This is a genomic window from Flectobacillus roseus (assembly GCF_030056595.1).
Lineage (GTDB): Bacteria > Bacteroidota > Bacteroidia > Cytophagales > Spirosomataceae > Flectobacillus > Flectobacillus roseus.
In genome coordinates this window covers 226,756-248,041 of sequence record NZ_JASHIF010000010.1, presented here as the reverse complement: position 1 = coordinate 248,041, position 21,286 = coordinate 226,756, and the positions used below count along the sequence as shown (strand labels likewise).

Genomic DNA, 21,286 nt, shown 5'->3' with positions numbered 1-21,286 from the left:
ACGTAAATGATGTAGAAGCGTTAAATAAAGAAATTAAAATATATTTTATAGTAATCCTATAAAAATGGATTGTTATTTGATAGAGTTTACCAGAAGACTTACCCTAAATTATTAAAATAGCTACATTCCACATCTGCAAGCTATTATTTGAAATTATGAAAAAAGAATATAATGTTTTAAGGTATAGTAATACTTTAAGATTTGCTATTTGGTGTATAAAGTATCTTTCGATTTTCTTGTTGCTAGAAAATGAAGCTATCTATGCTCAACCCCTTCCAAGTTTAGACAATCACTATAATATCGAGACGTTTGATGAATCAAAAGGTCTCTATAATAAAGATATATATGGGTTTGTCTTTGATCGAAATGGATTAGGATGGATAGGCAATAGTGACGGCTTGCATATTTTTGATGGCAAACGTGTGTACAAAATCAAAGACTATATACATATAGATAACCCACTACTTCATGAACCTGTAAAGGCATTAGTTTATGATAAAGAAAAACATAAGTTAATAGTTTTTAGCTTTGCCAAGGCTAAAACTAATATCTATGTCCTTCACCTGGATAGACTCAACCAGACGACATCACAGCCACCTCTCACGCTAATGCTATCAAGATTTGGCCCTTTGGTAAAGTGGCCTATATATGATGGACATCGAATTAATTGCATTATTAATAATACTCCAACTTTTTTGGATATCATAAACTTTAAAGTTGTAAAAATACAAGTGTGCAATATGATAGGAATGTTTTTTTTCAAAGACCATAAAGACCGATTGTACCTATGCGCTCGAGAGGGATATAATTATTTAGTTAAAAATGCCAATGAGAAAGTACATCTGAAGTTTGTTTTTAAATGTACAAGGTATGAGGTTGGAGTCATGATAAAAGGGGTTATGTTTTCACACCCTCTTAGTCCAATTAATACTACTTTAGCCAATAAAAAATTGCTTGATGATATTGTTCACCGAAATATCGATAAAAAATATCTAATTAGCTCATTTCAAGGAGTTGTAAATGATTCATTTGGAAATTCCTATCTATGTAGTCGTGATTGGGGGATTCAAAAATTGTCAGTAGATAGACCTCTTACAAAAAAGGTTAAATCTATTGTAGAAACAAGAACTATTTTCTATCAATCAAAACAAGATCAAGGGTGGGTCGCTACACCCTTTGGGATGCAAGCTTTCTCACTAAAAAAAGATACCATCCCGCTCCTAAATTGGCATAAAAGCGAAAGTAAAAGACTGTTTTACTATCAATGTTCAGTTGAAATCAATGATAGTTTAGTTTTATTTTTTCCGCTTTATCCACAAAATGATCCTCTGCATCGAGCAACATTATTGAATAAGAATACTAATAAAACAAAACTTGTTATACTTCAATATCCTAATGCAATACATAGCAGTGATTTTTATTTACAGTTTACTATTTCTACCTGTAAAAAAGCCGTAAATGGCATCGTTTATTTAGGTACAAACCGTGGTTTGTGTACAGCTCAATACAATGGCGAAAGTGTGACGATTAAACCTACGAATATTAGAAACAACGACGTTATTAATAGTATTTTAGATTCGACAAAACCCCATCATTTGATATTGGCGACAGATTTGGGATTGTATGAAGTAGACTTACTTACCAAAACAGAAATACAACTCCAAAAAGGTAGTTTTCTTAGCCTTTTTCGCTACCCTATTGGATGGGTGGCAGGTAGCAGACAAGCTGGAGCGTATTTTTTTGATAATAATAATCGACTTCTTAGGCAATTAAATACTGATAACGGGCTCAACTCAAATACAGTATATAGTATTCTGTATGACCACAAATTTTATACAATCTGGTTAGGTACAGGAAATGGTTTGACGATGTATCATCTTAAAAACAATTTACTTAAAACCTATTTTGAAAAAGATGGTCTGGTACATAACGAGTTTAATCGTGAAAGTGCCTTTATGACACAGGGTGATAGTCTTATGCTTATGGGAGGTATTGCGGGTATTTCTGCCATCTATAATCGCAACTATTTTTTTTCAGAATTAGATAAAATAAAACCTCTAGTTTGGGGAGTAGATGCCACCTACGATAGCAATCAGCATCGCTTTTCTTATATTTCTTCTGGTGAAATGGTGTCATCATTTGCACCAAAACTTCGAAAACTTGTATTTCATGTTGCCAACTTTGCCTCTGAGCAACAGCTTTATGGTGTACTTTATAGAGTAGATGATGGCGAGTGGCTAAATCTAAAACAAGGAGAAGATATCGAAATGCTGGAAGTAGATGCGGGTGCGCACAAGTTAGAAATAAAAGGAATGACAGCAGATGGCAAAACAAGCCCCATTAGCATCATTGAATATGAGGTGTCTCAAATATGGTACAAATCTTGGTGGGGAATTTCTCTTTTTACGCTACTAGGAGCATTATCAATGATTCCTTTGTTTTTGATTCGAAATAGAATCGTTCAAGTAAAAGCAAAAGAGGAGTTATATAAAAACCGAGAAAAACTCTTTGGAATGATTGCTCATGATTTACGCAGCCCACTAAGTGCTTATCAGGGCTTAGCTGGAGTAGTTAATTATCTTATTAGTAAGCAAGAATGGGCTCAATTACAAAAAATAGGACAAGAAATAGATGATACGGGTCGTCACTTGGATTTAATGCTGAACAATCTGCTTAATTGGAGTTTAGTTCAACAAAAGAGCCTCAAGCCTATATATACTTCTACTTCAATTGATGCAATTGTCAATGAAATCTTACCAGTTTACAAAACAGTTGCTGGTAGTAAAGATATTAGCTTAGATAAAAAAATCGATAGAGAAAAGATAATTAATACCGATGCCAATTTATCTGCTTTAATTATTAGAAACCTTTTGGATAATGCTGTGAAAAATGCTCCTGAAAAAAGTACGATCAAAATAGACATTACGCAAAAGGATAAAAAACTCACGCTATTAATCGAAAATGATTTCCATGAACATAAACTACCTGTTGTTACTGATATTGTTGCCAACATCAATAATCCTGAATGGGAACTTAAAAGAGGCGTTGGTTTAAAATTTGTGATGCAAACCTTGAAACTACTTAAAGCCTCTATTCAAGTTTCGATTTTGAACAACAAAAACCGAATTAGATGGTATGTTGAAATACCAGAACCTTAAACTCAACTAATTCCTCACTGAGTCATACCATTTTTGGAAACAGTAAATACTCCATAGTTGAAACTTATATCTATGAGGTTTTTGAAGGAAAAAACGAACTTGCTCCGACATTTTTGAAGCGTTGAAAATGCCTTGTTTTTTTAGGAAGTCAACACTGGTCAGCATCAAAAGCTCCTTTTTAAGACTTGTACTAAGCCAGCTTGCTATTGGAACTTCAAAACCTTGTTTTTTCCCTTGCTGAAAGCTTTCTGGGAAAAGCGTTGAATGATAGGCTTTCAATACATATTTAGTAGTTCCCTTCTGGATGAGTAATGAATTGGGAAGTTTTTGTGAAAACTCCCAAAGGTTTTTCGACAAAAAAGGCGTTCTGTATTCGATAGAAGTACGCATACTCATGCGGTCTGTCTTAACAAGCATATCTCCTTCCAACGCGATTTGTTTGTCCCAAAGTCTCGCCAAAGTCAGTGGATTATCTTGTGGAAATGTCTGAAATAGTCTTTGTAATGTATTAGGCTGGTATTGCCAATGGGGTAACAATAATCCATTTAGCATAGAGTTCTGCATACCCATTTGACTAATATTCCATATATCTTCGGAAGGATTTGAGCCTATTTTTTCGAAAAACTTAAGGAAGGTATTTACTTGAGTACTATCTGGTAAGTGATGCAAGGACAGATGACTAATACTTTTCAAAAAAGGTGTATGTTTCCTGATTTTTTCAGCCCAAAATGGCATCAAATATCGCTGATAACCCCCAAATACTTCGTCAGCACCATCGCCACCATACATGAGTTTTATATCATTTTTGACCCATTGATGGACGGTATCGCTAGCAATCGCTGAAGAGTCGGCATAAGGCTCGTCAAAATAGCAAAGTGTTTCGCTAAGTCGTTTTTGTACTTGTGCAAAATCTAATGGAATAATCTCATGCTTTAACCCTAAATATTGAGCTATTTTTTGCGCTGCAAAACTTTCATCATTCCTATCTGAATGTGTTTGTAAAGAAAAACAACAAACATTTGGGTTCATCTCTTTAAACCAATACGCCAAAATACTCGAGTCGATTCCTCCGCTGAGTAATAGCCCTGAGGCATGATTGGTACATATCTGTTGTTGTACACTTCCTTGAATCAATCTATCCAAAATGAGTAGGGCTTCGTGATGATTGCAGTGTGGAGTATATTCTGGCATTTTCCAAAAATCGACTGTGCTAACCTGAAGTGTTGATAAGTCTATACTCAAATATTGCGCTGGCATTACTTTCAAGATAGATTGATAAATACTTAATGGCGCAGGAATAAAGCCTAGTCTGAAATACCAATTAAGTGCTTCTGGACTAATGGATACTCGTTCTTTGTTAAGTACTTCCAAGCTCGTCAAAAGTCCTTTTAGTTCGCTCGACCAAATCGCAGATTGTTGATTGATAAAGTAATACAGCGGCTTTTCTCCGTTAATATCTCTCGCCAAAAAAAGTTTGTTAAGCTTGAAATCTATAATCGCAATGGCAAACATTCCTTCGAGGTACTCAAAACATGATGTCCCCCAATGTAGATAGGCTTTCGCCAGCACTTCGGTATCTGACTTGGTACTAAACTGATACCCCAAGTCCATTAATGTTTGTTTGAGAGTTTGATAATTATAAATTTCTCCATTAAAACATAAGCAAAAGTCTTTCTCATGCCAAGGTTGTTTGGCAAAGTCAGCATCTACAATCGCTAAGCGACGCATTCCCATTCCCATAGTCGATTCTGTATTTATCCAAATACTGTCATCATCAGGACCTCGTCGAAATAATTGCTGATTCATATTTTTTATTAACCTAGGCATAGACTCGATAGGTTGTAGCGCTATAATTCCATTAATTCCACACATATTTTATTCGGGATAAAGTAATGACAAATGCCAATCATCGTATTGCTGGGTAATTTTGGTAATATGAAAATGCGCCAAAACTCGTTCTCGTAAGTCTAATCCAAGTTCAATACGCTTTTCTAAAGGCATAGATAATACCGAAAGCCAAGCCTCCGCTAGTGCTTCAGGACTTTGAATTGGCACAATCAATTCAGACTTTCCTACAAGTATTTGTGCATCGCCTGCATCAGTACATACACAAGGAATACCCTTCATCATGGCTTCTCCAACTACATTTGGAAAACCCTCAGAATGGGAACTCAGTGTGAAAATATCAAAGGTTTCAAGAATTTCGTCAAGGGTGCTTTGAGCTTCATGCAGTTCGATATACTCGTTTATTTCAAACTGATCAATCCATTCCTGTAGTCTCAGATTTGCAGCATTACAGCCTTTTCCCACTAATACAAATCGACAATTGGTATTTTTTTGTAAGAAAAGATATGCAGCTTTTAGAAAAGTGTAATGGTCTTTTTCAGGCGTAAATCGTGCTATCATTCCAACACGCATGACAACATGATTTGGGAGCGCGACAAGGCTATTATCCACAAAGCCATTGTGGATAACTTTGATTTCCTGACAAAATCCAGCCTGATGATGTTCTTCTGCTCCTCGTTGAGAGCAACTCAGCAAATAATCGGGGATAAAACGAGAGGCTATTTTGATGAGTAGGAAGAAAGTTTTTTGAGACCAAGATGTCACCCCACTCAAAGTATTTCGAATATTCCACACAATGACAGGGCGATAAGGTAAAAAAAAGGCTGCTATTCCGCCTAGTAGGTTGGCATGATATAACCAAGTATGAACAATGTCAGGACGAAGTTGACGAAGGACACGATGGCATTCAAATGTGATAAAGAGGAGATTATACCAACGATTTTGAAAGGGTAAAACAACGACCTCTATATCCAATGCTTGAATAGAGGCTAACAAGTCAGCCTCCGAAGTCAAGCATATTACCGATGGAGTAAACTCTTTACGATTAGAATATTTCAGCAATTTATAGAGCATATTTTCGGCACCGCCTATGCCTAAACTCGTAATAATATAGGTGATTTTAATGGACATAAGTTGATTCAGCAGCTTTAGGTGTCACTTATTATTTTCAGTAAATAACTTTTCATAAATAGACATAACCGTGTTTAATTCAAATGGAGGCAGATTTTGCAAGAGTTTTTGAGCCGAAATTGGATTTGCTAAAACCTCTAAAATTGATTTTGTAAAACTAGTTACATCATTTGCCAGAAAACCATTTTCCCCTGAATGAATAATCTCAGAAGTTCCTCCAGAAATAGCAAAGGCAATAGGAGTTATTCCCAAACATAGTGCTTCTAAAATGACATTCGGAAAAGCCTCCGAATATGAACCTTGCAGGTATATATGCGCGCTTTTGAGTAAGGGAAAAGGATTTTTTAGTTCTCCTGTCAAAACAACTTTCGATTCAAGTTGATGCTGTTTAATATACGCTTCAATGGTCTCTCTCTCTTGTCCTTCTCCCACAATAAAGTAACAAAAAGGGAAATCGAGCAAGGTTAATGCCTCCAAAATTCGTAGATGTCCTTTGATGGTATCTAACCTTGCAATAGTAATAAAAACAGGGCAATTAGGAAGGTTATACTCCAATGGCATCTGAGCAAGTTTTCTGACCAAAGCGGTATCAATGGGATTGGGGATAACTAAAGTTCTCGGGGCAATTTCGGGTAAATATTGGATAATATGTTGCTCCATCAAAGCCGATTGCACAACCAATAAATCGATATTGCTGTATAAATATTGAGATAACATCTTCTGTGGAGTATTTAACCATTCGAACAGGTAATTTGACTCACGAGCGATAAGCTTACAAGAAGTTGGGATAAGTGGTTTTAGCAAAATCATTAATCTTGTAAAATCTAACACACTAAAAATATAATCAGGTCGCTCTTCCCAAATCAGTTTCAGAAGCATTATCCAAGTATATCTAACTCTACTTTTACCAAAAATGGTAATAGAGACAGCTGTATTGGTAATAGGATAAAATGGGATTTCTTTTGAATTGACACCCAGCAGTATATCAAACTTCTCGCCATCCCAATGATTAATGAGTGTACTGATAACCTTTTCGGTACCTCCACAAGCCAGACTGGGAATCAAAAACAATATTTTAGGTTTTATAGCCATCGATTATACCAAAGTTGAAATTGCAATAGGTGCCAAAGTGTAGTGGTGTAGCTATCCGATCCACTATAAAAATGCTTGATATAGCGATTCACAGTCGCTGTATTGAGGATTCTATGTTGCTCAAGTGCAGAGGTTGTCAAGGTATCCAGAACAAGCTCTTTCAATGGACCTCGTAGCCATTTACTCAAAGGAACGCCAAAGCCTTTTTTAGGTCTGTCCAAAAGTGCTTGAGGAATTTTTTGATGCGCTAATTTTTTCAATAAATACTTTTGTTCAGAACCTTCGATTTTGTAATGACTTGGCAAACTCGATACCCACTCTACCCAAGGATGATGCAACATGGGTTCACGTATTTCGAGCCCAACAGCCATACCTGTTCGGTCAGCTTTGACCATCAAATCATCTACGAGATACTGAGAATAATCCCAATACAACATCGCATGAATGGGGTCACTGGGAAAAGCCTTCCTAAAAGTATTTTCTGAATTTGGACTAAAATCTTGTACTAATGACGTCACCAAATTGCTACTAAGTGTCTGACTCACGGCATCGAGTACCCAAACGGGATTTTGAGGATTTGCTAAAATATGCCTCAATTTGGCATATTTGCGATGTTTAAACGGTTTTAGCAATAACCTAACAACTGAACTTGGAGAATATTTTAATCCCTGAAAAAGCCTTAAACTTTGTACATAACGGGGATATCCCGCCCAAAGCTCGTCGCCACCCTCAGCAGATACCACCGCTTTGACCGATGACCTCACTCGCTGACTTAGTGCCAAACATGCAGCCGCTGAACTATCACCAAAGGGCTCATCGAATACTTCGGGCAATTGTGTTGTGAGATATAAAGATTCTCGGTTTTCTAGGATAAATCCCTCAAATGGGATATTCAAATATTGAGCAATTTGTTGCGCAAATGGAACCTCACTATATTCATTTTCTTCAAAACCTAAACAATAGGCTTTGTGAAAATTGTTATGCTTGCGAGCATAATACGCTACCAACGAACTATCATAACCACCGCTCAAATACAAACCTATAGGATGATCGGCTGTCATTCGGGTTTGGCAAGCGACATCGAGTCTTTGGTCTAATTCATGAAGTAAGCATGATTCGGGGTGATATTGCTTTACAGTTGGTTGACTAAAAGAATCCAAAATCGACCAATACGTTTGATAACGTGAGGTATTTTGTGGCAAATCAATCACTAAAATCTGCCCTGCTCGTACTTTATGGGTTTGTTCAAAAATACAATGTGAACTAGGAATATAGCCATACTGAAAATATAGTCCCACACTTTGATTTTGTATTGTTCTTGGAAAATCAGGATGTGCCATTAAGGCTTTGAGTTCGGAGCCAAATAAGATTACATTTTTTGATTGATACACATATAATGGCTTTGTGCCAGCCCTATCTCTTACCAACATCAATTGTTGATTTTCCTGATTATATAAGCCAAAAGCAAACATACCAGTCAATTGTTGAACTGCCATTTCGCCCCAATAATCAAAAGCTTTGACTAGGACTTCTGTATCAGATTCACTTTCAAAAAAGTAACCTTTTTGTTGAAGAGTATGTCTGATTTCTCTAAAATTGTATATTTCTCCATTAAATACCAATACCCAATGCTTCCATCGGTAGGGTTGCGAAGCCAAAGTACTATCGTCCAATAGCGACAAACGCGTATGTCCCAAACCTATCTGATATAAAGGCATAGATTTCCAGTATTCTCCAACGGCATCAGGACCACGATGACTCAAAGATGAATACATTTGTTGGAGTATTTGACGAGAACTTTTGTATCTAAAGTCAACAAGTCCAGTTATTCCGCACATATTTTAGTTTGATTTAGGATGAGAACTATTCCATCGAATTTTAATCAGCGAAAAAAGCCAAGGCACTACGGCAAAAATCAAAACTCGTTTTTGTAAGTATAGTTGAAACAAAAGATTATTTCGATGAATATAAAAAGCCCATATCGAGAAAAATAAAGCGATAATGACCAAAGAATAGCCCGTTGAGCGCTTGATAAGAAGATTCCCAAGTACCAAAATGATATGGTAAAAAAAGATAAAAACGATTAAGGTAATCCAACCTCCACTTGCCCATATATCTCCCCAAATATTATATGCCAAACCATATTCAAGTTGTGGAAACAAATCTTTTTGGCTCAAATAGTGGCTATTAGACTGCATTCCTAGCCAATCGCCACCAATTATCAATTGTCCTACAATATCCACAGGATGATACCAATCTACCTCTATTCCTTTACGCAAGGTTTCTGACAAATTTGCCTGAATAGCGGCGGGTTCGCTTACTACAAAAGCATGAAATAATACGTCTTGCCAAGAAGGATAAATTTCCTCAAATAAATCCATGCGATTGGCTTGTAATAGAGGTAATATCAGTTTCGAAATAAAAAAGATAACTCCCAAACTGATGAGCAACATCGTTTTGCCTAAATATCTCCAATGGCTAATATAGCTTACTAATCGTTTGGGTTCATGCTGAGTTGATAACACTAATAATGCCAACACCACAAAAGCTGAAGAAGAGCGATTGCCTCCCCAAAACAAATCCAAACCTAAGAGTACAACTGCTAGTATTTGGTAAAATCGATACCCAGCCTTGAACGCTATCATGGCCAGTAAACTTGCACCCATCGCCCAGAGCACGCTCCAGCGGTCGGCTTGATGACTAAGAATTTCTTGAAGTTCGCCTTTACTTACCTCAGCACGATTCAAATACAAATCAGGAAACTGAATCAATGAACCAGCCAAACCCAATACGCCCATCATAAGTGCTCCTAACGCTAGACTAGGCTTAAAATCCCCTTTAAGACTGATAGATTTATCTTGTAAAAAACTATCATTAATCAATACCGTAAATAAGTTAATGCCCAAAACCAAGTCATAAACCCAATAACAGGGTGGATAAATGGACGTAGTTTCGTCGGTATCGTAAGGATTAATGATTAAGCCCGAAAAACCTGGAATAAAATAAACCAAGGAACTAAAGAAGGACAAACTCAAAAAATCAAATAGGCGTTTCGTAAAAATGTAGTAACAAGTTCCGATAAAACTTAAGCCATAAAATAAGGTTTCGACCATATCAGGGAAGGTATAAAACGTGTTTCTCGAAAAATATAATTACTCAACCAACATTGCCATATTCCTGTAATCCAAGCGCTCAAGATTGCACCATATATTCCCCAATGAGGTACTAAAAGATAACTAAAACAGACTCCCAATAGGCACGAAATTACCTGAATGGGTATCATCAAATGGGTCAAATTATTGGTAAACAAAAAGCTTGAACGAGCCATGTCTAACATATAAAATACCAGATTGCCAGAGATACCCACAATGAGCCAAGTCAACTGTTTTACCCCTAAAATTCTTTCCAACATAGGTGCACCAATCCACATCATTACAACCAAAACAATACTCGTTCCCAAACTTATTTGAAAGTATTGACGCATTTGTTTTAAGAATAGCGTTTCTGACATTCGTTTCGCCTCAATCATGCGCGGGTACTGGTGGGTAAATAACAATACTGGGACAAAATAGCTGGCTTCAACCAGACGTAAAGCGGAACTATATCTACCTGTATCAGCTAAGTTCAACAAGCTTGCTAGTAATAATACATCCATTTTGGACTGGACTAGCCCAATGATTTTACTCACAAATACAGACCATGCTCCTTTGCACATTTCTTGTACTAATTGCCAATGAATTTGCCATTTTCGCAAACCGAGTCCTTCGCTTTTGACCAACCAACAGTAGACCATTGCCAAACCCAAACTACAACCGAGTTGAAGCCACAGAAAAACAGAAAATGAAAATGGTTTTATCTCTACACAAATGACCTTACAAATTCCTGCACAAATGGCATAATACGCATTTACTTGGTTGATTAGGTAGGGCTTTTTAATAGCATCAAAATAAAAGTAAACCACATGAAAGGGCGTTGTCAACAAATTGCTCGCTTGTACCCATATGAGATTTTTCAAGAATGAATATTGTGGAAAAAATCCCCTAAAGCTCAGTCCACAAACAACAAACCCTAATACAGACAATAACACCGCCATAAATGCCACGCTTCCCAAAATCGGTTCTACCTTTCGCCCTTCTACGATGGCTTTGATGGTCCAATCTTTTAACCATATTCCTGAAAAAACACTAAACAACCCATGATAGGATACCAACAAACTAATACTTCCCCAATGTGAGTTATCCAAATGCCGAATAAGCCAAAGGATGCTGACAAAAGTCACGCCCAATTGTATCACATACCAACCTAGCTGACTCGAAAGTCCTGTTAGTTGTAGCTTGTACAAGCTTTGTAGTTTTGGGAAAAAGCTAAACATGGATTTTCTGTGCTTGATACCAAGAAACTGTTCGACGAATTCCCTCATTGAAATACACCAAGGGTTGATAATTCAAGTATTTCTTCGCTCGACTTATATCGGCTTTGCTATGCAAAATATCTCCTTGACGAGGGTTTTCATACTGAATTGGCAATGTTGCCTCACAGCAAATATTAACAGCATTCCACACTTGATTTAAAGAAATGGACTGTCCACAGGCTATATTAAAAAAACGATAGTCTTGAGAATTAGTCAAAAGTGCCAAGATATTGGCATATACCACATTGTCGATATAAGTAAAGTCTCGACTTTGCTCACCGTCTCCAAAAATAATCCCAGCTTTATCCTCCAAAACTGCTTGAATAAATTTGGGAATAACAGCGGCGTAAGGACCATTGGGATTTTGTCGTGGACCAAATACATTGAAATAGCGCAAGCCAATTAAATCTTGTTGGTAGGTATGGGCAAAAATGTCTGCATAAATTTCATTGATACGCTTGGTTGCAGCATACGGAGAGAGAGGTTCACCAACTGTAATTTCTTGTTTGACATCATCAAGCAAACTCCCATAAACGGAGGAAGAAGAGGCAAAAACCATTTTTTTGACTTGAGCTTTTTGCATAGCTACTAATAAATTCACAAAACTATTAACATTGGCCTGATGTGTACTAATAGGGTCGTGAATAGAACGTGGCACTGAGCCAAGGGCAGCCTGATGAAAAACAAAATCAATGCCTTCACAGGCTCTTTCGCAGATAAGCCGATTTTGTAAATCACCTTCAATTAACTGACAATTGGCAAACCTCAAGGCTGTTTGAATATTTTCAAAAGAGCCTGTTGAAAAGTTATCCACAATGACAACTTTTTGGGCATGGTGTTTTAGTAAAAAATCCACCAAATGAGAACCAATAAATCCAGCGCCACCCGTAACTAAAAAGCTACTTTGCTGAATCAGTGCAGAAAGGGGTTGTGATAGAGTCATAGAACAATTTTTATGATATAAATAGATGTTGTAAAAATTACTTGAACAGGCGATATAAACGTATTAAGCTACGGAGACCTATTTTTCGTTTAATCCAATAGGTAATTATTTTTCCCAAAATTGGACTTGACAATAGATGAGCAAAACGTAGTGCCGTCTCAAATTGCTGAGAAGTAAAGGCTCTGAGACAATAGTTTAAAATGCGTTTGTCCAAAGCCTTATATTCTTTCCTGTAATCAAGTGTTAGCTGTGTACTCAAACAAACCCTATATGCCGACTCTAACAAGCCTTTTTCGGCATAGTCAAAACCAGAAGTAGCGGAAGTTGGCACACGCCTTACTTGCATGAGTACTTGAGTCAAATATGCATAATGACATATTCGGGATGACCTTAGCCAGAAGTCCAAATCTTCATAAGCTAGTTGTTCGTTATATCCGCCTATTTGCAAGAGTAAACTTCTTCGTATCATCATCGAAGGGGCAGGGATAAATGATTTTGACAGAAGTTGGAGCCAAATATTTCCGCTTGGAGGAGGCAAATTACCAAAGGCTTTACCCTTACTTTTTCCTTGTTCATTAATCCATTCGATGTTTGAATAAATGACGCCAACTTCTTCTGTTTGTTTCTCGAAAAACTGAACTTGTTGACTTACACAGTGTGGCAACAAAATATCATCAGCCGAAAGGTCTATTATGTATTTTCCTGCGGCTTGTGCAAAGGCTCGATTAAAAGCTTTACAAATACCTAAGTTTTCGGGATGATAAGTGACTTGAAAATGATGCGTATTGTTTTGACAAAAGTCCTGTATGCGACGAGCACTATCGTCGGAACTTCCATTATCTGACACAAAAACTTCGAGATAGGGGTAATCTTGAGACATAATAGAGCTCAACGTCTGTTCGACAAACGCAGCCTGATTGTAACATGTGCAAATGATTGAGACAAGGGGTAAATTATTAGGTATAGTATTCATGCGTTTCTCCAATTTTCAAATAAATAACAATGGAGTTTTCGCAGTAGAGCAGGTCTGATAAGATATTATAGGTGTGTTATCTAATGATTGGGCTTTCGGCTTTCAGCCATGAGCATTCGGTAAAAAGTTTCTGTGGAAGCTTGTATTAGTACCATAATCATAACCTTTGGTAATACTATTCTGATTATGAGCATATTCTAATAACTAACCTACTATTGACTGATTATCTTAATATTAAGACTTTATTCTGAAAAAGTCAAATGGGCAATACCTAAGAAAATAAAGTTGGTACCTTAAAATGTTTAAAAATCAGGATGAAACAAGCAATCATTCCTCCCAAAATCATGAAGGCTAGTACCATAACGGTACGTTTAGGTTCGCTTTTTTTAAGAGGTACTTGTGCTGGTTCGAGTACCTGAAAAACAGGGGTATCATGTTGAACTTTCACCCTTGATTCTTCGAGTTTTTTACTCAATTCAGAAAATAAAGAACAAGTGAGTTCTGACTCCTGCTGAAGCTTCTGTTCTTGCTGTTTGGCCGTATTCAAAAACAAACCTCGGTGACTATCCTGATAAGAGGAATAGCGCTGTAGGGCAAGTTGGTATCGTATTTGAGCTTCCTCAACTCTTTTTTCTAGAAATACCACCTCTTTTTGCGTTTTCTCAAGGCGATACTTTTTTACATATTCGTTCAAATAATCTTGAGCATATTTTACCACGATAGTAGCCACCAAAGGGTCTGGCATTTTAGCACTAATGCTTATTACGCCTGATTTTTTATCTAAAGAAGCAATAATATTTTCTTTTAAATCCTTCAAAATAGCCACTTCTTGCTTGTTCAATAATAGCGAACTTTCGGGTGCTTGTTTAGCCGAAACACCCATAGTTTCTGAGGAGCTTTCTCCAAAAATCCGATAGGATATTTTTTGTTTACGAAGACTATTTAGGTACTCAAACAAAGACGTTTTCTCTTGTGTTTTTGCCACTAATACAGGCGTTTTGAATGTACTCAATAAAAAAGGAGTGCTTTGCAAAATAGGAGGATACAAATCTGGTCTGATGGCCTCGGTGCTATTCAAATTATCCAAATCAATGCCTGCTAAGCCTGCCAAAGACTTAAACTTATCAAGGCTCTCGATATTTTTGGTATCAATTTCTGGTAAAATTTTGACTTCGGAAGTATAAAGATTAGGCAAGGAAATTGCATATAAAGCCCCTAAAATTCCGAATGAAAGGCTCATGAGCAAGATAAAACGTTTGCCCTGAACCAACCCCGAAATAAGGTCTTTGATTGATATGGTTATATGTCTTTTATTCGTGTCCAAATGAAAAAGAGAACAAAAGGTGAATGATTTTTAGGCATTATGCTTTGCACTATTTGGTAGAATACCTTGCTGAAGGCTGATAGCCTATAGCCAATAACTCCTACTTTATGGCATTTGTGATACTAATAATCACATACACCAAAGAACTAATTCCGCTCATGATAGCGATGCGCTCACCTACACTGAGTTTAGATTGGGTTTCTTTGTCTTGTTCGGGTACCACTACTTCCGACCCTGGCAATACTTTAGGGTATTTTCTGAAAAACAAAAAATGATTGGTTTTATCAGACATCCCATTGGCATATTTCACATAAATGCGATTTCGTTGCGCCAGAGGACTAAGTCCGCCCGCTTGTGACAAATAGGTCTGTAAGCTTTGTCCCTCACGATAAGCCACTGCAACTGGATTGAGCAAACCACCAGTTAATTTGACTGTTTCGACCAACCGTGGAATCGTAATTTTATCGCCTGCCAACAATAACAAATTTTCAGATTGCTGTGGATTTGCCAAAATCAAGGATAAATCAATCGCCACTACCGACGAATCTCGCTGAAAAACGGCACCTTGTGGATATGCTCCTTTTTTGAGCCCACCTGCCAATTGAACCAAATCACTAATTCGCTGTGCCTTGTCTTTGATAGTGTACGAACCAGGATACGCCACTTCTCCATCAATATAGACCGATTTTTGGGCTTCATAATTAGGAGCAGTTCGAATATAGACTTTATCGAAAGGCATCAAAAACATAGAGGCTTCTTTGGATTCAAGACTTAGTTTTTTATCTAAATCAAAAAATAAAATCTCAACACTGTGGTCGTTATCTGCTGAATATTGCTCTGTTTTGACCCTTCTCGACAATTCCACTTTCGAAGCACTGGCCCCTTCGGTAAATCCTTTGGCTTGTAAAATCAAATCGCCCAGAGTCATGCCGTCGATATATTCATAAGTTCCTGCTTGGTTGACTTCTCCCTCGATTTTTACCACACGTTTTTCCTGTAAATCATGTGAAGAATAAACTGTCAGAAAATCCTCTCGCTTCAAAGGAATATCTGGGTTTTGTCCACTCAGGATTTTCCCTAAATCAAGATTCACTAGCTCATATTGGTCGTTACTTTTCAAACGACGCAGACTTGCACGATTCGTAAATGCCTCTGGTTTGAGTCCTTCGGCTATTTGGAGTAATTCTTTTACGGTAGAAGTCCCTTTTTCGATGGCATATTCACCCGGACGAAAGACAGCTCCTGCGATTTTTACTCGATTTTCAAAACGCTCTAAAATTGTCCCAATGGTATATTTATCGCCACTTTTAGGAATAAAACTCGCTACTTCTTCTTGGGCAACATTAATGAGTTTTAATTCTTTTGCAGTATTACGTTTCAACTGAATCGAATAGGTATAAGCTTTGTCCGTAAAACCACCTGCAAAGCGTAAAACATCTTGAAGTGTCTCTGTTTTTTCTACTTCAAAAATCATAGGACGCTTCACTTCTCCTTGTAACTCAACTCTTGTAGTATAGTCTCCAATTCGGATAATATCTTGATCTTGCAAACGCACATTATCCTTTTGGTCGGCACGAAGCAAGAAGTCATATAAGTCTAATATGCGATAAACCTTGTTGTTGCGGATCAAACGGATATTTCGAAAAGAACCATTTTCTGAGGGTCCACCCGCCGCATACAAGGCATTGAATATCGTTGCCAATGACGAAACAGTGTAAGTGCCTGGGCGGCTAACTTCGCCCGTAAGTGTTACCTTAATACTTCGAACATTGCCCAAAGTCACTTGTGCCGATACGCCACTTCCTGCCACGTTGAGCCCTTGGTATAACTGTCGCAAACGCGAAACGATGCGTTGCGAGGCACTTTCTACACTGATTCCGTTGACATAAATCGGGCTTAGATTCAGTATTTTGACAGTTCCTTCTGGACTTACTTTTACATGAAAGTTATCTAAAGCTGCCCCGTAAATATCCACAATCAGCTCGTCGTCGGGACCTAATTGATAATTTTGAGGCGTGGCAATACGTAGGTTAGGCTCAAAACTTAACCCTTCTTTGGTAAAAAGAGCTTTACCAAAAACAGCTGAAGCAATATTGGATGGCTGAGGTTCGGAAAGTTGCCCTAATTGCGTTCTGGAAGTGTTTTCGGGAGGAGTGACGTTTGTCAAAACCTTATTTTGTTCGGTTCTAACTTTTTCAACTCTTTCTTTAATCCTTGCTATTTCGGCAGGACTATATCCCTGTTGTTGCGCTACTTTCTCGATTTGACTAATAGACAAACCACTAGTTTGCGCTTTTTGGATAAAGAGCTGAATTTGTTCGTCTGAGACCGTTTCTACAGATTTTTTTTGAGAAAAACCATTGATAGAAATTGAAAAGCAGATCAAGATTATAGGTGTACAAAGCAACAAACTTCGGCGACTGATGGAAAAATAACCTCGCCAAAAAGCCGTAGCTATTGGTAGAAAAACTTGTAAGGTTCGCATTTACTACAAAATAACGGATATGAGGTTAATAGATAGTTCTATCCTTACAAATGTAAAAATATCCCTTGAAATTCATAAAGTTTACGACTGATTTTTATAGGATAATTTGGTAATTTGAAAATGTGATGATTTGAAAATTTGGAAATGGGGTAATTTGAAAATTGATTGATTTAAAAATTTGAAGATAGTGGTAATACCCATATAGGAAGACGATTTACTCGCTTTAACATCAAAAAGGTGGTCGAGATTATTTTCGACCACCTTTTTGAAAGCTATATGTATGATGAGACCTCTTTAGACGCAAAGCATTGCGTCTCTACTAATAAAATTTCAATTAAAATAATCACTAAACCACTCAATCACCATTCACTCAATAGAAATTAAAAAAACTCAGCACTCCCAACTCAAAACTCTACACTCCTAAAGTCTTTGCATCAATTTTACGACCATTTGGTCTTTCCATGCACGGAAAGTTCCTGCTAAGATATGTTCGCGTGCTTGACCAACTAACCATAAATAGAACGTCAGGTTATGAACACTGGCAATCATGGCGCCCAAAATTTCTTCTGCTTTTACCAAATGACGCAAATACGCTTTTGTATAAGAGTTACTCACATAGCTATCCAAACCAGCATCGATAGGAGAGTAATCATCCTTCCATTTCTCGTTCTTGATATTGATAATACCTTCGGTCGTAAACAACATACCGTTACGAGCATTACGAGTAGGCATCACACAGTCGAACATATCGATACCCAAACCAATCCCTTCCAAGATATTGGCAGGCGTACCTACACCCATCAAATAACGAGGTTTATCTTTTGGTAAAATATCTGTTACGATGTCGGTCGTTTCGTACATCATTTCGGCAGGTTCTCCTACCGACAAGCCTCCGATGGCATTACCTTCACGCTCAAAACTAGCGATTACCTCGGCAGATTTTACACGTAAATCTTTGTATACACTACCTTGAACAATAGGGAAAAGCGTTTGGCTGTATCCGTACTTTGGTTCGGTAGCATCAAAATGATCACAACAGCGCTTGAGCCAACGATGCGTCATTTCCATCGACTCACGTGCATACGTGTAATCGCATGGGTATGGTGTACATTCGTCAAATGCCATGATGATATCGGCACCGATACTTCGCTGAATATCCATCACACGCTCAGGCGTAAAATGATGAATTGAGCCATCAATATGTGATTTGAAAGTAACCCCTTCTTCCTTGATTTTGCGACCAGTACCCGCCAATGAATATACCTGATACCCACCTGAGTCCGTCAAAATTGGTCTGTCCCAACCATTAAATTTATGCAAACCTCCTGCGCGTTCTAGTACATCTAAACCCGGGCGTAGGTACAAATGGTAGGTATTTCCCAGAATAATCTGGGCTTTAATATCTTCTTTTAATTCACGTTGATGAACAGCCTTTACTGAGCCTGCTGTACCCACAGGCATAAAGATAGGTGTTTGAATATCTCCGTGGTCGGTATGAATCACCCCTGCTCTAGCCTTGCTGTTGGGGTCGGTGCTATGTATGTCAAAAGTCATATTTTCGTACTAAAATAAAATGAACTCTATCTTACAAGTAGGTCATAATTAAGCAACTCTACTTTTTCGAAAAGCCTGCAAAGTTACCAAAATCTACGCACTTATCAGCATTGCAGTGATAAGGATTCACTATCTTTGCGTTTTAAAACTTAATAGTCAGTTCGCTTTGGTTCCTTTTTTACTCATTTTGTTCCTATTATCCCTTGGGATTCAACTGTATTTTATATTGAATGTTTTCAATAAAATCAATCAATATGAAGCACCTACCAGCGATTTGGTGGCATTGCCTCCTGTATCGGTGATTGTATGTAGTTGGAACGAAATCCGTAATCTCGAAGAGCTATTACCTATGCTCGATACACAAGAGTATCCCAAGTTTGAAATTATCGTCGTAGACGACCGCTCGTATGATGGCACTTACGATTTTTTACTGACCGAAGCGCATAATTTCAAGCATCTCCGTTTTATCCGAATAGAAGAAACACCAGAGCATTTATCTCCCAAAAAATATGCATTGACTTTGGGGATTAAATCAGCTAAATACGATGTGATTCTATTGACCGATGCCGATTGTCGCCCTCAGTCGAGCACTTGGATTCAATCAATGGCTTCATGCTTGACCAAAGGCAAAGAAATTGTTTTAGGTTTTTCACCCTATTTTCCAGAAAAAACTACGCTGAATAAGTTTATTCGCTACGAAACCCTTTTGACGGCGGTTCAGTATTTTGGGTTGGCGCTGTACGGAATGCCTTATATGGGCGTAGGACGCAATTTGATGTATCGTAAATCTCTATTTTTCAAAAACAGAGGGTTTGCAAAACATACCAATATCTTGGGTGGTGACGATGATCTCTTCATGAATGATGTAGCCAACGAGCAGAATACCACTATTTGTTTGGACGAAGCCTCATTTATGTATTCTATTCCAAAACATAGCTGGCAAGATTGGTACCGCCAAAAGACTCGACATATTTCGGTAAGTAAGCATTACAAAACCAATCATAAACTTACGCTCGGGATAATAGCGAGCTCTCAGATATTATTTTGGTTAAGTTTTATCATATTAATACCTTTGGTAATGTTTAGTCAGCTAGTATATTGTATATTAGGATTTTGGCTGCTTCGATTGATTGTTCAATGGGTAGTTTTGGGTAAAATTAATACACGTCTCGACCGAACTATATCTTCATACAGTATTCCCTATTGGGATTTTTTAATGACAGTTTACTATGTAGTGATGGGCGTGGTCAATACCCTGCCTAAGCGCAAAAAAATGCGTTGGCGTTAGTCTATCCTACCAATTTATTTATCCATATTTTCGATTATGAACGATTCAAAACTAATAGAAAAATACTTTCCACAGCTCACCGAAAAGCAAAAAGCACAGTTTGCTCAATTGGGCGAATTATATCGTGAGTGGAATGAAAAAATTAATGTTGTATCTCGCCAAGATATTGAGAATATCTACGAAAAACATATTCTTCATTCATTGGGTATTGCCAAGGTTGTCAACTTCAAAGATTTCTCTGAAATTTTGGACGTAGGTACAGGTGGAGGATTCCCTGGCATTCCTTTGGCGATTATGTTTCCGCATTGCCAATTTCATTTGATTGACAGCATAGGCAAGAAGATTAAAGTCGTAACAGAAGTAGCAAACGCCCTAGGTTTGGAAAATGTACGTGCCGAACAAATCCGTGCCGAACAAGTGGACGGTGAATACGATTTTATCGTGAGTCGTGCCGTAACACGTATTACTCCATTTTACGGATGGGTAAAAGGCAAAGTGAACATCAACTGCTACAATAAGCTCAAAAACGGGATTTTGTATTTGAAAGGCGGAGATTTGGGTGAAGAATTAAAAGAATTAGGAAAAAAGACAAGAACCTTCGAACTACACGAATACTTCACAGAAGAGTTTTTTGAGACCAAAAAGGTCATTCACGTTCCGATGGTATAAAAATTTAAAAAAAAGTTTACAAGATAAGTTTTTGAAAATCAGGGAATAATACAAAAGTGTGCGTTTTTTTGTAATTTTTTTGCTTAAAACACTTGCATAGTAACAAAAAAGCGCATAATTTTGCATAACAATTCAGGAACAAAGAAACACAAAATTGTAAAGAGATTCCTTCTTAGCTCAGTCGGTTAGAGCACATGACTGTTAATCATGGGGTCCCTGGTTCGAGCCCAGGAGAGGGAGCCAAAAGCCTTAAGTCGAAAGATTTAAGGCTTTTTTGTTGTTTTGAAGAAACTACATCTTTAATAAATGTCAACATCCAGCTTCTGTTTTAATCTCCTGTTTATATTATTGCTCAATGAGAGATAATGCTTCGCCCAAATGATACTCAATTATTTATTCGCCATATCATATTT

14 protein-coding genes and 1 tRNA gene are annotated in these 21,286 nt (G+C 37.5%); 4 read left to right on the top strand and 11 right to left on the bottom strand.

Features of this window, described 5'->3' with window-relative positions:
* Window positions 1-155: 155 nt before the first annotated feature.
* The gene (locus QM524_RS13515; RefSeq protein WP_283345009.1) at window positions 156-3,158 is read left to right on the top strand and encodes an ATP-binding protein; all 3,003 of its coding nucleotides are present in this window, start codon (window positions 156-158) and stop codon (window positions 3,156-3,158) included.
* Between the two features lie 6 nt (window positions 3,159-3,164).
* Here QM524_RS13515 and asnB (QM524_RS13510) read toward each other — a convergent pair whose 3' ends face one another.
* The 11 genes from asnB (QM524_RS13510) to tgt all read right to left on the bottom strand — a co-directional run bounded on the left by asnB (QM524_RS13510) (window position 3,165) and on the right by tgt (window position 18,916).
* A complete protein-coding gene (gene asnB / locus QM524_RS13510) occupies window positions 3,165-5,030 on the bottom strand; it encodes an asparagine synthase (glutamine-hydrolyzing) (protein ID WP_283345008.1) in 1,866 nt (621 codons plus the stop codon).
* 3 nt (window positions 5,031-5,033) lie between these two features.
* Window positions 5,034-6,134, bottom strand: a complete 1,101-nt coding sequence (locus QM524_RS13505; protein ID WP_283345007.1) for a glycosyltransferase — start codon at window positions 6,132-6,134, stop codon at window positions 5,034-5,036.
* Window positions 6,135-6,158: 24 nt separating this feature from the next.
* Window positions 6,159-7,226: a glycosyltransferase gene (locus tag QM524_RS13500; protein ID WP_283345006.1), complete on the bottom strand. Its 1,068-nt coding sequence runs from the start codon at window positions 7,224-7,226 to the stop codon at window positions 6,159-6,161.
* A complete protein-coding gene (asnB, locus tag QM524_RS13495; RefSeq protein WP_283345005.1) occupies window positions 7,217-9,064 on the bottom strand; it encodes an asparagine synthase (glutamine-hydrolyzing) in 1,848 nt (615 codons plus the stop codon). Before asnB (QM524_RS13495) ends, QM524_RS13500 begins: the two co-directional genes overlap by 10 nt.
* A gap of 3 nt (window positions 9,065-9,067) precedes the next feature.
* Window positions 9,068-10,339, bottom strand: a complete 1,272-nt coding sequence (locus tag QM524_RS13490; protein WP_283345004.1) for a hypothetical protein — start codon at window positions 10,337-10,339, stop codon at window positions 9,068-9,070.
* Window positions 10,312-11,598: an MATE family efflux transporter gene (locus QM524_RS13485; protein ID WP_283345003.1), complete on the bottom strand. Its 1,287-nt coding sequence runs from the start codon at window positions 11,596-11,598 to the stop codon at window positions 10,312-10,314. The genes QM524_RS13490 and QM524_RS13485 overlap by 28 nt, the downstream gene beginning before the upstream one ends.
* On the bottom strand, window positions 11,591-12,580 hold the full coding sequence (locus QM524_RS13480; protein WP_283345002.1) for an NAD-dependent epimerase/dehydratase family protein: 990 nt from the start codon (window positions 12,578-12,580) through the stop codon (window positions 11,591-11,593). The genes QM524_RS13485 and QM524_RS13480 overlap by 8 nt, the downstream gene beginning before the upstream one ends.
* A 37-nt stretch (window positions 12,581-12,617) precedes the next feature.
* Window positions 12,618-13,553 (bottom strand): glycosyltransferase, encoded by a 936-nt coding sequence (locus QM524_RS13475; RefSeq protein WP_283345001.1) that lies wholly within the window; start codon window positions 13,551-13,553, stop codon window positions 12,618-12,620.
* A 271-nt stretch (window positions 13,554-13,824) separates the two neighbouring features.
* Complete coding sequence (locus tag QM524_RS13470; RefSeq protein ID WP_283345000.1) at window positions 13,825-14,877, bottom strand: Wzz/FepE/Etk N-terminal domain-containing protein; 1,053 nt, start codon at window positions 14,875-14,877, stop codon at window positions 13,825-13,827.
* A 100-nt stretch (window positions 14,878-14,977) separates the two neighbouring features.
* Complete coding sequence (locus QM524_RS13465; RefSeq protein WP_283344999.1) at window positions 14,978-17,263, bottom strand: SLBB domain-containing protein; 2,286 nt, start codon at window positions 17,261-17,263, stop codon at window positions 14,978-14,980.
* A 519-nt stretch (window positions 17,264-17,782) separates the two neighbouring features.
* Window positions 17,783-18,916, bottom strand: a complete 1,134-nt coding sequence (gene tgt, locus QM524_RS13460) for a tRNA guanosine(34) transglycosylase Tgt (RefSeq protein ID WP_283326294.1) — start codon at window positions 18,914-18,916, stop codon at window positions 17,783-17,785.
* 226 nt (window positions 18,917-19,142) lie between these two features.
* Here tgt and QM524_RS13455 point away from each other — a divergent pair, with 226 nt between their 5' ends.
* The 3 genes from QM524_RS13455 (at window position 19,143) to QM524_RS13445 (ending at window position 21,116) form a co-directional block, all read left to right on the top strand.
* Window positions 19,143-20,204, top strand: a complete 1,062-nt coding sequence (locus tag QM524_RS13455) for a glycosyltransferase (protein WP_283344998.1) — start codon at window positions 19,143-19,145, stop codon at window positions 20,202-20,204.
* A 36-nt stretch (window positions 20,205-20,240) separates the two neighbouring features.
* A complete protein-coding gene (gene rsmG, locus QM524_RS13450; RefSeq protein ID WP_166579928.1) occupies window positions 20,241-20,873 on the top strand; it encodes a 16S rRNA (guanine(527)-N(7))-methyltransferase RsmG in 633 nt (210 codons plus the stop codon).
* Between the two features lie 166 nt (window positions 20,874-21,039).
* Window positions 21,040-21,116, top strand: a tRNA-Asn gene (locus QM524_RS13445).
* Window positions 21,117-21,286 lie beyond the last annotated feature (170 nt).

Coding starts and splice junctions, on each gene's coding strand:
- asnB (WP_283345005.1), bottom strand. CDS start 9,064: ATGTGCGGAATAACTGGACTTGTTGACTTTAGATACAAAAGTTCTCGT.
- QM524_RS13505 (WP_283345007.1), bottom strand. CDS start 6,134: ATGTCCATTAAAATCACCTATATTATTACGAGTTTAGGCATAGGCGGT.
- QM524_RS13485 (WP_283345003.1), bottom strand. CDS start 11,598: ATGTTTAGCTTTTTCCCAAAACTACAAAGCTTGTACAAGCTACAACTA.
- QM524_RS13515 (WP_283345009.1), top strand. CDS start 156: ATGAAAAAAGAATATAATGTTTTAAGGTATAGTAATACTTTAAGATTT.
- tgt (WP_283326294.1), bottom strand. CDS start 18,916: ATGACTTTTGACATACATAGCACCGACCCCAACAGCAAGGCTAGAGCA.
- rsmG (WP_166579928.1), top strand. CDS start 20,241: ATGAACGATTCAAAACTAATAGAAAAATACTTTCCACAGCTCACCGAA.
- QM524_RS13490 (WP_283345004.1), bottom strand. CDS start 10,339: ATGGTCGAAACCTTATTTTATGGCTTAAGTTTTATCGGAACTTGTTAC.
- QM524_RS13475 (WP_283345001.1), bottom strand. CDS start 13,553: ATGAATACTATACCTAATAATTTACCCCTTGTCTCAATCATTTGCACA.
- asnB (WP_283345008.1), bottom strand. CDS start 5,030: ATGTGTGGAATTAATGGAATTATAGCGCTACAACCTATCGAGTCTATG.
- QM524_RS13500 (WP_283345006.1), bottom strand. CDS start 7,226: ATGGCTATAAAACCTAAAATATTGTTTTTGATTCCCAGTCTGGCTTGT.
- QM524_RS13480 (WP_283345002.1), bottom strand. CDS start 12,580: ATGACTCTATCACAACCCCTTTCTGCACTGATTCAGCAAAGTAGCTTT.